The organism is Nonomuraea sp. CA-143628 (genome assembly GCF_050942315.1).
Lineage (GTDB): Bacteria > Actinomycetota > Actinomycetes > Streptosporangiales > Streptosporangiaceae > Nonomuraea.
This window is the reverse complement of record NZ_CP192072.1, coordinates 9,284,514-9,297,785: the sequence shown is the minus strand read 5'-3', so window position 1 is coordinate 9,297,785 and position 13,272 is coordinate 9,284,514. Positions and strand designations below refer to the sequence as shown.

Sequence of the window (13,272 nt, the reverse complement as noted above, 5' to 3'; positions counted from 1 at the left end):
CTCCCCGGCCGAGTGCCACCACCGGCCGGCGGCTTTCGCGGAATCATCCGGGAGGCAGTGAGCCCGCCGCGAATCGGGTTGCCGCTTTGGCAAACCCGCTCGGGGATACTACGTCGCGTTGACTCAAGATCAGCGCGCTCGGCGCCAGAGAGACGGGCTGACGCCGCGGGCGCGCTTGAACGCCACACTGAAGGCGAACGGGTCCTCGTACCCGATCGCACGGGCCACGGCGGCGATGCTCATGTCGGTGTCGCGGAGCAGGTCCGACCCCAAGGTCATCCGCCAGCCGGTGAGGTAGGTGAGCGGGGGTTCGCCGACCAGGTCGGTGAAGCGGGCGGCGAAGGCGGCGCGGGACATGCCGACCTTGGCGGCCAGCCCGGCGACCGTCCACCGGTGCGCGGGTTCCTCGTGGAGCAGGCGCAGCGCGTCGCCGATGGCGGGAACGGTCAGCGCCCGATACCAGGCGGGGGATGCCGCCTGTGGGGTGGCGCACCAGGCCCGCAGCGCCAGTACGAGCACCAGATCCAGCAGGCGGCCCAGGACGGCGTCCTGACCGGGCTCCTCGCGGGCGATCTCGGCGGCGAGCAGATCCAGCGCTGCCCGGGTACGGGGGCCGGCGGGGATGACCGCGAGCGGCGGGAGCATGGTCAGCAGGCGGTCACCCACGTCGCCGTAGAGGTCGTAGCCGCCCCGGATCATGGTCGTGGCCCCCGGCAGACCGTCGCCGTAGGTGCGGGGAGCCAGCCTCCGCTGGGCCCCCGGAGGCACCTCGCTTCCGTCGAGAAGCTGTTTCCTGCCCTGGTACAGCATGACCTGGGGTGGAGTGGACGGGTCGTCGGCGATCGTGTGACGACCGGTGCCGCTGATGAGGGCGAGATCGCCCGCGGACAGGAGCACCGGTGCGGCATCGGCCTCGTCGAGGCGGACCGACGCGTGGCCGCCGAGCGTGGCCACGATCGTGAGCGGAGGGGCGTCGGCGAAGGTCAGCGACCACGGCGGCCGCTGGATCAGCTGCCTGATCGTCGCGTTGCCGGCGCGGGCCCGATGCAGCAGATCGCTCAGGACGTCCATGAGGCCCACCGTAGACGATCACAAAGGTATCCCGGACTTTCTCCCATGGACCGTCTTGGCCTCCCTGGAGTTCGCTAGGCACATGACGAACATCCTCATCTTGGGCGGCGGCAACGGGAAGACCGGCCGCCGCATCGCCCAGCACCTCAGGGCCGCCGGTCAGCCCGTACGCACAGCGTCACGCGCCACCGGTGACGTCCGCCTCGACCTGGGCGACCCGGCGACCTGGGCACCCGCGCTCGACGGCGTCACCGCCGCCTACGTCATGGAGCCCAGTTTGCAGAGCAGCGCCGAGGGCCGGGAGCGCATCCCCAGGTTCGTGTCCGAAGCGGTCGCCGCTGGTGTGCGGCGGCTGGTGCTGCTGACCGCCGCCGGCGTCGACCAGATCGACGATCATCCCCTCAAGGCGGCCGAGCAGGCCGTGCGCGGCTCCGGTGTGAGCTGGACCATCCTGCGGCCCGATTGGTTCGCGCAGAACTTCAGCGAGGGCCCCTGGCTGCCAGGGGTTATGGCGGGCACCCTGGCCCTGCCCACCGGCGACGGGCGCGTTCCGTTCATCGACGCCGAGGACATCGCCGAGGTCGCCGCGGCGGCGCTGACGGAAGACCGCCACCACGGCCAGACCTATCAGCTGACCGGACCGCGTGCGATCGGCTTCGGTGAGGCGGCGGATCTGATCGGCAAGGCCGCCGGGCGTACGGTCCGGCACGTCGACGTCGCTCCCGAGGTCTTCGTCGAGCGTCAGGTGGGTTTCGGTGTTCCGCCTGAGGCCGCGTCGCTGCTCGCCGGCGTCCTGGTGGCCGTTCGCGACGGCGGGGGCACCGAGGTCTCCGGCGACGTGGAACGAGCCCTCGGCCGCCGGGCCAGGTCCTTCGAGGACTACGTCACCGAGGCTGTCGCGGCCGGTCACTGGAACTGATCGGGCGCCGACCATTGTGGTGGGCACCATGTCAGGCGGAGGCCGGTGGGCGCCGCGTGACATGGTCCCACCGGACCCGTACCCCGATCCGTGGTAGGCGGAAGCGTCGACTATCATTGCAAATGAAGCACGGTCATTGCAAATAATGCAACAAGATCACATGTGCATCGACTCCAGCGCCTATGAGGGATGAGCGGCCGATGAGACCCGCAGACGTGCTCGCGATCGGCGAGACCATGGTGATGGTCACCCCGACCGCCGGCGGCCGCCTCGACGCCGACAGCAGCTTCATCCTGCGCCCCGGCGGCGCGGAGTCCAACGTCGCCGCGCTGCTCGCCCAGCTCGGCCACACCACGGCCTGGGCCAGTGCGGTCGGCCGCGATCCGCTCGGCGACCTCGTGGTCGACTCGCTCCGCGCCCGAGGCGTGGACGTCGGCCTCGTTCACCGCGACGACGAGCGGCCCACCGCCGTGTACTTCAAGGACCCGACCGCCTCGGGCACCGCCGTCTACTACTACCGGCGCGGTTCGGCCGCCTCGGTCATGACCGTCGCCGACGTCGCGGGTTGGGCCGCGCGGCCGGCGAGGGTGACGCACATCTCCGGCATCACCGCGGCGATCTCCCCGCAGTGCCGGGAGCTGACCAGGCACATCGTGTTCGACCGGCCGCTGCGGCCGTCCGTGGTGAGCTTCGACGTCAACCACCGGCCGCGCCTGTGGGACGGCGCCGACGCCGCGTCCGTGCTGCTGGAGCTCGCGCAGCGGGCCGACATCGTCTTCGTCGGCCGCGACGAGGCCGCGGCCCTGTGGGGCACCACGGACGCCGAAAGCGTGCGCGCGCTGCTCGGCGGGCCCACGTACCTGATCGTCAAGGACGCCGCGATCGAGGCGGTCGGCTTCACCCCGACAGGGGTGCACCGGGCGCCGTCCCTGCCGGTCGAGGTCATCGACGCGGTCGGCGCGGGCGACGCGTTCGCGGCCGGGTGGCTGAGCGGATTCCTGGACGGCCGCGACGAGGTCACGCGGCTGCGCCTGGGGCACTACGCGGCCTCCCGGGTGCTGATGTCCCCGGCCGATCTGGCCGATCTTCCCCCCGCTGACGAGGTCGTCTCGCTGCTCGCGGAAGGAGGGCAGCACCATGTCGCAGACCGTCGCTCGTGCCATTGACATCATCGGGTTCGTCTCCGTACGACATCGCACACTCGGTGAGATCGCCGAGCACTTGGGCGTGCACAAGTCGACCGCGCTGCGGCTGCTGCAGACGCTGGAGGAGGGCGGTTTCGTGCGGCGCGTCCCCGGCAGCGCGTACGGCATGGGATTCCAGCTCATCGCGCTCGGCCAGCTGGCCCTCGACCAGGTCGAGGCCCGCTCGCTGGCACACCCGATCCTGAACGACCTGAGCGAGAGGTACGGCCACACGGTCCACCTGGGGGAGCTGGCCGGAGACCAGGTCGTGTACGTGGACAAGATCGACGGCCGGGGCAGTGTGGCCATGGGCTCCCGCATCGGGCTGCCCGCCCAGGCGCACACCGCGGCCGTCGCCAAGGTCATCCTCGCCTACCAGGACGACAGGACCCGCGCCCGCGTCCTGGAACACGCCGCCTTCACCCGCTTCACCCCCACGACGACCACCGACGCGGGCACGTTCGAAGCCGAGCTCACCCTGACGCGGCAGCGGGGCTGGGCCGAGGACGACGGCGAGCACGAGGACTACATCAACTGCGTGGCCCTGCCGGTGTTCGACGCCCGCGGCAAGGTCACCCACGCCGTCTCCATCACCGCCCTGCGCGCGGTCGCGCCGCTGGAGCGGCTGCGTGAGCACATCGACGACTTCCGCCAAGCGGCCCACGAGGTCTCCAAGACTCTGGGCTGGACAGGAGACGAATATGGACGCCGCTGAGTTCTTCGGCAGCCACCTCGGCCGCAACCCGGTCCTCGGCATCTTCCGCAACCTCGACCCCCGGGCCACCGTACGGATGTGCGAGCGCGCCTGGGCGTCCGGCATCGAGCTCATCGAGGTGCCCGTGCAGACGGCCGACGCGTTCCCGTCGCTGCGCGCGGCACTGGACGCGGCCAGGGCCAACGGAAAGAGCGTCGGCGCGGGCACGGTGACCACGGCGGAGCAGCTGGCGGCCGTCAGTGAGCTGGGCGTCGCCTTCACGGTCGCGCCCGGACTGCATCCCGAGGTCGCGACGGAATCGCTGCGGCTCGGACTGCCGCACCTGCCGGGGGTGGCCACCTCCACGGAGATCGCCACCGCCCTGGCTCGCGGCTTCACCTGGCTGAAGGCGTTCCCCGCGGCGCAGCTCGGCGCCGATTGGATCAAGGCGCAGCTCGCGCCGTTCCCCGGAGTCAGCTTCGTCGCGACGGGGGGCATCGACGCCTCCAACGCCGCCGCTTTCCTCGCGGCCGGATGCCGGGGTGTCGCCCTGGGCTCGGCGCTGAACGACCCGGACGCCCTGGAACGGCTGCGCGAGGTGACGAATCGTTGACGGCCGTACTTCGGCTGTCGCAGCCAGTGAGTGCGCCGCTTGTCATCTGAAGTCGTCTGAACCGGGAGGAAGCGGTCCTGTCAAACGGATGCCGAGTCCTGGGCCTGGCCGCCGGGAGGCGCGGTGGAGCGGCGGACGACCAAGGTCGGCGTGACGGAGAAGTGCACCGCCGACGTGCGGCCTTCGATGCGCTCCAGCAGCAGCCGTCCCGCCGTCCGGCCCATGACCGCTCCGTCCTGATCGACCGTGGTCAGCGCGATGTTGGGATGGGCGGCCAGTCGGGTGTTGTCGTAGCCGGCGACGGAGACGTCGCCGGGGACGGAGAGAGCGACCTCATGGAGGGCGGCGAGGACGCCGAGAGCCGCCTCGTCGGAGCCCGCGAAGATCGCGGTGGGGCGTGGCGACCGGCTCAGCAGCTCATGGGCGCCGCGATGGCCGCCCTCTTCGGAATATGAGGTCGCGACCACGGCGATCTCCTCGGCCAGGCCGTGATCGCGCATCACGCGCTCGTAGCTCTCGGCCCTGATGTGCGGCACCTGGTCGGCGGGCTGCCGCTGGTCCTGCTGGAAGGTGATGTGCCCGATGCGCCGGTGGCCGAGTGCGATCAGATGCTCCATGACGAGCTCGGAGCCGGTCCGGTCGTCATCGACGATCGAGTCGTACGCCGAGGACCGGTCGTGCCGGCCGAGCACCACGGTGGGGATCTCGCGAGCGACCTGCTCCAGCCGGGTGCGCCTGGCGAGCGGGGCGATCATGAGGATGCCGTCCACCTGCCGATCTATCAGGGCGTCGATCGCGCGTTCCTCGGTCTTGTCCTCGGTGCCGCCCTGGATCATGATCGCCTGATAGCCGGACTCCGCGAGGTGCTCCACCAGGCCGGTCATGATCTCGGCGTAGAACGGGATCCCGATGTGCCGCAGGAGCACGCCGATGGTGTACGCCCGTCCGCGCAGCGCTCGCGCGGCGGCCTGGGGCCGGTAGCCCAGCTCCTCGATGGCCCGCTGGACGCGGTCGCGCATGGCCTCGCTGACCCCGTAGTCGTTGCGGATGACCTTCGAGACCGCCGCCTTGGAGACCCCGGCGTGTTTCGCCACGTCGGAAATGGTCACTCGTCGTCGTCGCTCGGGCGCGACCATGGGGTATCCCTTCTCGCCAAGTCCCGCGGACGTCAGGATGGCCTGGTGCGCGGGGCCAGTGCCGCCTGGATGCGGTCATGGATCCCGGCCGCCTCGGCCGAGAGCGGCGGCCTGCGCATCGTGGGAAGACGGCCGGCTTGCCGCAGCACCAGCATCGCGAACCGTTCGGCCTCGTGTTCCTGCGGCTCGGAGTATGTCGTCCGGCCGAGCACCGAGCGGACCATGGCCGGGTCCAGCGTCGGCAGCAGGATGCGCAGCAGGTCGTCGGGGGCGATCGGCGCCGACGCGTGCTCGCACAGCATGTGGCCGAGTTCGTGCAGGATGATGTGCTCCCTATGGGAGCGGCTGGTCCGCTGCTCGTAGCAGATGTAGTCGACCGTGTCGGTGGCCAGCCACATGCCGCTGGGGCCGTCCGCGGCGGTGTCGACGGGCCTGAGCTCGATGCGGCGCTCCCGGGCCCGCGCCACCTGGTGGGTGAACTCCACGATGTCGAACGGGTGCGTGATCTCCAGCCGCTCGACGATCTCTTCCAGGCGTTCGCCGCTCACGAACCTCCTCATGGGCGCACCGGCCACAACATCCACATCATAAGCGCTCGCAATGCTTCAACAGATGTTTAAGCGCACGGCCGCAAGTCGTAGCTTAGATTGATGGGGGCGGCGGCTTCGCGGCATCGTGGCGCGCAACTGCCGTTCATCCACCATCCATGCCGTGGGAGGTCAGGCTTTGGCAGGCGCGTCATCCGGAACGGCTGTGGGAGCACATGGCGGCGATGTCAGCTTCGGCGTCCTGGGGCCCTGGGAGGTGCGGGTCGGTCAGGGCGCGGTGGCGGTGCCCGTCGGCCAGTTGCGGACGGTCCTCGCGTCGTTGCTGCTGTCGGTCGGCCAGTCGGTCTCGACGCCCACGCTCGCCGAGCGGCTCTGGCCGGGCGAGGGGCCGGGCTGGCCGCGCGGTGCCGTGCACACCTATGTCACCAGGCTGCGGCGGTTGATCGGGGCGGACCTCATCCAGACCGAGCCGGACGGCTACCAGCTCCAGGTCGAGCCCGACGCGGTGGACCTGCACCGGTTCCGCGGCCTCGTGCGCCGCGCCGACGACGCCGGCTCCGCGCAGGAGGAGATGGACCTGTTACGCGAGTCGCTGCGGTTGTGGCGCGGTCAGCCCTTCGGCAACGCCAGCGGCCCCTGGCTGGAACACGAGGTGATACCCCTCCTGACCGAGGAGTGGTTCGGCGCCACCGAGCGCCGGATCGACCTGGAGCTGGCCAGCGAGCCGCCGGGGCGCCTCATCGCCGAGCTGACGGAGCTGACCAAGCGTTACCCGAGCCGCGAGCCGCTGTGGACGCGCCTGATCACCGCGCTGCACCGCAGCGGCAGGCGGGCGGAGGCGTTGAGCGCCTACCAGCGCGTACGCACGGTGCTGCGCGAGGAGCTCGGCCTGGACCCGAGCGAAGAACTGGTCCAGCTGCACCAGACGGTTCTCCTGGGCGACGCCGACGACCACCCGGGCAGCACGGCCGTCCGGCGAAGGACACCGAGCCCTCGGCAGTTGCCCCACGGCATCGCCCGCTTCACCGGCCGGGAAGAGGAGCTGGCGGCACTGGACCGGCTGCCCTCAGGCGTGGCGGCATCGGGCCGGAACGGCGCGGGCGCGAACGCCCCGATCATCGTGACCATCGACGGCGCTCCCGGGGCGGGCAAGACGACGCTGGCCGCGCACTGGGCCCACCGAGTCGCCCATCACTACCCCGACGCCCAGCTCTACCTCAATCTGCGCGGCTACGGGCCGAGCGAGCCGATGACCCCGGCCGCCGCGGCGGAGAGCCTCCTGCGCGGTCTCGGCGTGGAGAGCGAGGCCATCCCCGTCGACGTGGACGAGCGGTGCGCGTTGCTGCGTACCATCCTCGCCGACCGGCACGCGCTCATCCTGCTGGACAACGCCCGCAACGCCGACCAGGTGCGCCCGCTGCTTCCGGGCGCCAGCGGCCTGGTCATCGTGACCAGCCGCGACCAGCTACGGTCTCTGTCGATCCGTGACGGCGCGCACCGCGTCACGCTGGGCGCGATGCCGGAATCCCAGGCCGTCGAGCTGCTGGCGGCGGCCGTCGGCCCCGCCCGGGTCGCCCGCGAGCCCGCGGCGGCCTCCCGGCTGGTCGAGCTGTGCGACCATCTGCCCCTCGCGCTGGCCATCATCGCCGAACGCGCGCAGCGCGCCGCCACGCTCGCCGAAGTCGTCGAGGGGCTGGCGGACGAGAAGGCCCGCCTCGACAACCTGGGGACCGGCGAGAACGATCCGAACATCGACCTGCGTGCCGTTCTGTCCTGGTCCTACGGAGCGCTCAGCCCGGCGGCGGCCGCCACGTTCCACGCGCTCGGCCTGCACCCCGCCAGTGACATCGCGCTGGAGACGGTCGAGGCACTGGTCGGCCTTCCGCCCGCCGAGGTCAAGCGGGGCCTGGACCAGCTCGTGGCGGCCCATCTGCTCCAACAGCGCCGTCCCTGCCGCTACCAGCTGCACGACCTGATCCGGTTGTACGCCGTCGATCAGGCGCGGCTGCACATGCCGCCCGGCGAGCGGCAGGCCGCCGTGCGGCGGTTCCTCGATCACTACCTCTTCACCGCCGTGAGCGCCGACCGGCACCTGGTGCCGTACCGCCGCCGCGACTTCCTCGCGCCGCTGCGGCCGCGCCGGCGCCCGCTCGCGTTCGCCGACGCCGACGAGGCGATGGCGTGGCTGGAGCTGGAGTACGACTCCCTCCGGGCGGTGATGTCGTGGGCGGCCACGAACGGGTGGGCTCACTACTCATGGCGTACGACCATGGCCATGACCAGCTTCTACGACGCGCGCATCCCGTGGTCCGACGGCCTGGACAGCCTGAAGTCGGCGGTGCGCGCGGCTCGGGCCGCGAGCGAGCCCATCGGCGAGGCGTACACCCTCAACTCCGTGGGCTGCATCTACTCCGACAGAGGTGACGTCGATCTGGCGGAGCGGCATTTCCGCGAAGCGCTCATTCATTTCAAGCGGAGCAAGAGCCCGTACGGCGAGGCCATGGCGCTCTGCAATCTCGGCATGACATATGGCGAGGCCGGCGAATACGGAAAGGCGCAGCGGCATTTGATGCGCGCGCTGGATCTGCACGTGCGCAACGAATATCCCCGTGGCATCGCCCTGGCCCTGGACAACATCGGAATCGCGCAGACCGTGGCGGGCCATTACCGATGCGCGGTCAAGGCGTTCAAGCAGGCGCACCGGATCAACCTGCGGCTCAGGGAGTACACCTCCGACGCGATGTGCCTGCGCCACCTGGGCCGCGCCTACGTCATGACGGGCGACACCCGTGAGGCCGTCCGCGCCTTCCGCCAGTCCATCGACCTGTTCCGCCGTACGAGGAACCAGCGCTGGGAGGCGATCACCCTCGCCGATCTCGGCCACGCGCTCAACGGGGCCGGACACGACGTGCTGGCGCGCGGCATCCTGCGGACGGCGCTCGACCTGATGACCGGGCTGGCCGACCAGCGAGCCCACGACATCGAGGCCGTTCTCGCGTCCGCCGGGTGAGAGCGGCCTTTCCAGGGAGCGTTTCAGCGCGCCGACAGGTCGGTGACAGGTCGGCGAAAGGCGGTTCTCCGCGCGGCGGAGTTAGCCTTCCGTCGGAAGCCGATAGCCGCATGTTCTCCTGGCGGATTATTCGCGGCTATGGGTCCTGCGATTTTCTCCAGAGAAAGGCTGAAAAGAGAATGAGCGTTTCCCAGAAGCTCGACTTCGACCTCAAGAACCTGCCGATGGACGTTTTCGACCTCGCCGACAGCGGCCTCGCCATCGAGTCGCTGACCGCGGGCCACGGGATGGCGGAGAACGGCGCGTCCGTGCTCTGCCCGAGCGTCTGCAGCACCTCGACGTCGTCGACGAGCTCGAGCAGCAGCTGATTCCCGGCCGGGCCGTCGGCGTGGCGCGGGCGGCCCGGCTCTGGCGCTTCCGGAGGAAATGGTGATCTTAACGAGCGGCGCCCACGTGGAGTCGTCTGTCGTGGTGCGGGTCGCGGGTGTGCCGGTGGCGGCGTTGTCGCGACTGCGCCTGGACAGCGCGTACGGCCGGGCGGAAGAGCTGGCCCGGCAGGCGGCCACGTTACGGCGCGACGGCGAGGAGCTGGCGGAGGCACTGTATCCCCTGATCGGAGCGCTGGACCCCGGCGCGGCCAAGCCGGCGCTGGTCGGCCTGCGCCGGGCGCTGCACCAGCGACGACTGCCCCGCGACACCGAATGGAACGCGCGTGTCGCCGCGCTCGTCCCCGCCGACATCGGCGACGCGATCGAATCCTGGATCGTCACCAGGCACCGCCTCGACGAGGGGCGCCGCGCGCTCGACGACGTGTTCGCCGTCGAACTGCGGGAGAAGGAGCTCGTCCTGCGCGATGTGGCCGGTCATCCGGGCTTCCGCCGGGCACTGTCCCAGGCCAGCCCGGCCCTGTTCGGCGAGCTGGCCAAGTGGCTGGCCGACGCGCGGCGGCGACCGCGCAGGCAGTCCATGGCCCGGCTGGCGAAGTACCTGGCGAGAGCGGCCGCCAAGACGAGCCCGTACGGCACCTTCATGGCCAGTGGCACGGGGACGTGGGCGGACGGTGAGTCACCCGTACGGTTCACCCCCGCCGAGGTCCATGGAGTGCTCGAGATCCACACCTTCCTCCTCCAGCGGATCGGCGAGACGCTCACCCGCGATCCACGTCTGGCCCGGCACCTGACCCTGCGGGTCAACCCGAGCGCGACCTTCCGGGACGGGACCGTCAGCTTCATCGGGCGCTCCACCGAGGAACCCATCGTGACCCTGCCGGCCACCGCCGCGGTCGAGGCATGCCTGAACCTGGCGGCGCGTCGCCCGGGATCCACGCTGGCCGAGCTCCGCTCCCGCCTGGCGGGCGGCGCCGCCGACGAGTCCCCGGTCGAGGCGTTCCTCCAGGCGTTGGTGCGGGCCGGGCTCCTGGAGGAGCAGCACCCCGTCGCCGACCAGTCGGCCGACCCGCTGGGCGACCTGGCCGAATGGGTCGCCGACCATGGGGGAGCCGAGTTCGCGGACGTCGTCCAGGCGTTGCGGCGCGTACGTGGGCAGGCGCGGCTGCCCGTGGTCGTGGACGACGTCGAGGGCCACTGGAAACGGCAGCACGAACTGGAAACCGCGCTCACCGACCTGGCGGAACCGCTCGGCTTCGAGCCGGCCGCGCTCGACGGGCAGGGACGGCACACCTTCCGCGAGAACGCCGTCTTCACGGCTCCGGTGGCGGAGGCCGGGTCGGCGGCATGGCGTCCGGCTCTGGAGGATCTGGACGTGGTACGGCGCTGGCTGGGCGCCTTCGACCTGACGCTGCCGTTCCGGATCGCCCTCGGCGCCTACTTCTCCGAGCGGTTCGGCCCGGATGCCCGCGTTCCCCTCCTGGTCTTGCACCGAGCGCTCCAGGAGGTGCTCGCCCGGGACGGCGAAGCCGCCGAGCCGAGCCATGCGGCGCGCGAGCAGGACGGCGAAGCCGCCGAGCCGAGCCATGCGGCGCGCGAGGTCGCCCGGCTGATGGGCCCGTCCATGGGGGCGGGCGGCGCGCTGTCCGAGAGCCGGCTGCCACGGCTGCGGGAGCTGGCCGCGATCCAGCGGGAGGCACGTCAGGCGGTGCTCGCCCAGCCGGAGAAGGACGGTGTCGTGAGCGTCCCGGCGGAGCTCATCAGGAAGCTGACGGAGGACTGGCCGTCATGGGTGATCCCGCCGCGCTCCCTCGCCTGCTACGTGCAGGTCGTCCCCGGCCACGGCGGGATCGGCCTGGTGCTCAATGCGGCGCACACCGGTTACGGCCGTGGACGGAGCCGCGTGCTGGCCCTGATGGCGGAGGCCACGGGCGAGAGCCAGGCCACGGAGCGCCGGCCGAGTGGCCGCGTGCTCGCCGAACTGGGCGGAGTGGCCGCGTCGGCGTTGAACAGACGCGTGCCGCACGTGGCGTACGAGATCGACTATCCGTTCGCGGTCAGCAGCCGTCCCACGGAGGAGCGCATCCCGCTGGGAGACCTCGGGGTGGTCCTCGATCCGCGCGGCGGCCTGCTCAAAGTGGTCTCGGAGCGGCTGGGCGCCGATCTGTCCGCACTGCATCTGGGCATGATGTCCGACCTGCTGCTCCCACCGGCGGCCCGCCTGCTGATCCAGGTCTCGGGAGAGACGCACTACGTGCATCCCAGCATTCCGTTGCTGGCGGATCCGGCCGATCTGGACCTCCACCCCTCGTCGTTGGTGGCCTATCCCCGGGTGGAGATCGGCGGCGTGGTGATCCAGCGCGCCCGCTGGATCGTGCCGAAGGAGACGCTTCCGGAACGGGCGAAGGGCGAGACCGACGCCGCCTATCTGCTGCGCCTGGCGTCGTGGCTGCACGAGCACGACATCCCGGTGCGATCCTTCGTCCGCTTCGCCCGCCCGGACGGGGGCGCGGGCGAGGGGACGGAGGACTGGACGCAGTGGATTTTCGACAAATCCCGCAAGCCCGTCTACGTCGACTTCGCCAACTGGTTCCTGGTCACGGCCTTCGAGAAGATGCTCGCGAGTTCAGGGCCGATGGTGATCTTCGACGAGGTGCTGCCCGACTTCGAGGACGCGCTGGGGCCGGACCCCGATGACCCCAGCGTCACCGAATTTCTCATCGAGATCTCTGACCAGGACGGCCGGCATGCATGAATCGGACTGGGTCAGCGCCCACGTCTTCTATCACGAGAACCTGGACCCGCTGCTGACGAACGCGGCCGGTCCGCTGATCGCCGAACTGGCCGGGAGCGGGCTCGCGGAGGCCACGTTCTTCCTGAGGTACTGGGACGGAGGGCCGCACCTGCGCTTCCGCGCGCTGCCTGCCGACCCCGCGCACCGGACCGAGGTGGAACGGGTCATCGCGGAGCGGTTCGAGAAGTACCTCGCCGAGAACCCGGCGGGTCGTGCCATGAGCCAGCGGGACTATGCCGGCATAGGCGAAGCCCTGGCGCAGTGGGAGGGGCTTCCCGGCCATACCGAGCGGCTCTTTCCGAACAATTCGCTGTCGTTCATCCCGTACCGGCGTGAGCACGACCGCTATGGCACCGGGGCCTCGATGGAGGCGGTGGAGCGGCACTTCGCGGAGTCCAGCCACATCGCCCTCGGCCTGCTGCGCGACGGCCTGCGGCCGGAGGACCGCACCACGGCGGGAGCCGCGATGATCCTGCTCACCTGGTTCTGCGGCGAACGGAATGTGTCCCGGCTGGCGCCGTGGGTCAGCGTCGACCAGGACCGGCCCGGCTTCACCCAACCAGCTGCGCGACCGACCGGGCGCCAGCGTGATCGCGTCGTCGGTCTGGCTCGTGGGATGAGGGAGCTGGCCACGCGCCTGGAGCACGTCTCCGGGCCGGGCTCCCTGGCGGAGTGGGCCCGATCGGTGTCCACGCTCCGTGACGCGCTGGCCGTCGAGGCCGCCGCCGGCCGGTTCGAGCCGCCGCCCCGAGGCTGGGAGGGGGAGGGCGCGGTCAAGACGCGGCAGGTCCTCACCGTTCTCGACATCTGCGCCCATCTGGTCTGCAACCGGCTGGGCGTGACCGTGCAGGAAGAGGGGGCCGTCCGGCTGCTGTGCGCGGACGCGGTGGCCGTGCTCGCGGGGGAGGGGAGATAGT

General features: G+C 71.0%; 11 protein-coding genes. 8 read left to right on the top strand and 3 right to left on the bottom strand.

Going from position 1 to position 13,272, the window contains the following annotated elements:
- Positions 1-129: 129 nt before the first annotated feature.
- Complete coding sequence (locus tag ACQP2T_RS42310; protein WP_433510470.1) at positions 130-1,071, bottom strand: AraC family transcriptional regulator; 942 nt, start codon at positions 1,069-1,071, stop codon at positions 130-132.
- Between the two features lie 82 nt (positions 1,072-1,153).
- On the opposite strand from ACQP2T_RS42310, the gene ACQP2T_RS42305 reads away from it, so the two are divergent.
- The 4 genes from ACQP2T_RS42305 (at position 1,154) to ACQP2T_RS42290 (ending at position 4,481) form a co-directional block, all read left to right on the top strand.
- Positions 1,154-1,990, top strand: coding sequence for an NAD(P)H-binding protein (locus ACQP2T_RS42305; RefSeq protein ID WP_433510469.1), 837 nt, complete (start codon positions 1,154-1,156; stop codon positions 1,988-1,990).
- A 200-nt stretch (positions 1,991-2,190) separates the two neighbouring features.
- The gene (locus tag ACQP2T_RS42300; RefSeq protein WP_433510468.1) at positions 2,191-3,156 is read left to right on the top strand and encodes a sugar kinase; all 966 of its coding nucleotides are present in this window, start codon (positions 2,191-2,193) and stop codon (positions 3,154-3,156) included.
- Complete coding sequence (locus ACQP2T_RS42295) at positions 3,128-3,889, top strand: IclR family transcriptional regulator (RefSeq protein ID WP_433510467.1); 762 nt, start codon at positions 3,128-3,130, stop codon at positions 3,887-3,889. The genes ACQP2T_RS42300 and ACQP2T_RS42295 overlap by 29 nt, the downstream gene beginning before the upstream one ends.
- The gene (locus ACQP2T_RS42290) at positions 3,876-4,481 is read left to right on the top strand and encodes a bifunctional 4-hydroxy-2-oxoglutarate aldolase/2-dehydro-3-deoxy-phosphogluconate aldolase (RefSeq protein WP_433510466.1); all 606 of its coding nucleotides are present in this window, start codon (positions 3,876-3,878) and stop codon (positions 4,479-4,481) included. Before ACQP2T_RS42295 ends, ACQP2T_RS42290 begins: the two co-directional genes overlap by 14 nt.
- 80 nt (positions 4,482-4,561) lie before the next feature.
- On the opposite strand, the gene ACQP2T_RS42285 is transcribed toward ACQP2T_RS42290, so the two are convergent.
- Positions 4,562-5,575, bottom strand: coding sequence for a LacI family DNA-binding transcriptional regulator (locus tag ACQP2T_RS42285; protein WP_433510465.1), 1,014 nt, complete (start codon positions 5,573-5,575; stop codon positions 4,562-4,564).
- 74 nt (positions 5,576-5,649) lie between these two features.
- Positions 5,650-6,165: an ImmA/IrrE family metallo-endopeptidase gene (locus tag ACQP2T_RS42280; protein WP_433510464.1), complete on the bottom strand. Its 516-nt coding sequence runs from the start codon at positions 6,163-6,165 to the stop codon at positions 5,650-5,652.
- Positions 6,166-6,370: 205 nt separating this feature from the next.
- Here ACQP2T_RS42280 and ACQP2T_RS42275 point away from each other — a divergent pair, with 205 nt between their 5' ends.
- The 4 genes from ACQP2T_RS42275 to ACQP2T_RS42260 all read left to right on the top strand — a co-directional run bounded on the left by ACQP2T_RS42275 (position 6,371) and on the right by ACQP2T_RS42260 (position 13,271).
- Positions 6,371-9,175 (top strand): BTAD domain-containing putative transcriptional regulator, encoded by a 2,805-nt coding sequence (locus ACQP2T_RS42275; RefSeq protein ID WP_433510463.1) that lies wholly within the window; start codon positions 6,371-6,373, stop codon positions 9,173-9,175.
- Between the two features lie 179 nt (positions 9,176-9,354).
- Positions 9,355-9,543, top strand: coding sequence for a thiomuracin/GE37468 family thiazolyl RiPP peptide (locus ACQP2T_RS42270; protein WP_355448036.1), 189 nt, complete (start codon positions 9,355-9,357; stop codon positions 9,541-9,543).
- Between the two features lie 58 nt (positions 9,544-9,601).
- Positions 9,602-12,316 carry a lantibiotic dehydratase gene (locus ACQP2T_RS42265; protein WP_433510462.1) on the top strand — a complete coding sequence of 905 codons (2,715 nt, stop codon included), beginning with the start codon at positions 9,602-9,604 and terminating at the stop codon, positions 12,314-12,316.
- Complete coding sequence (locus ACQP2T_RS42260; RefSeq protein WP_433510461.1) at positions 12,309-13,271, top strand: lantibiotic dehydratase C-terminal domain-containing protein; 963 nt, start codon at positions 12,309-12,311, stop codon at positions 13,269-13,271. The genes ACQP2T_RS42265 and ACQP2T_RS42260 overlap by 8 nt, the downstream gene beginning before the upstream one ends.
- Position 13,272: the final 1 nt, after the last annotated feature.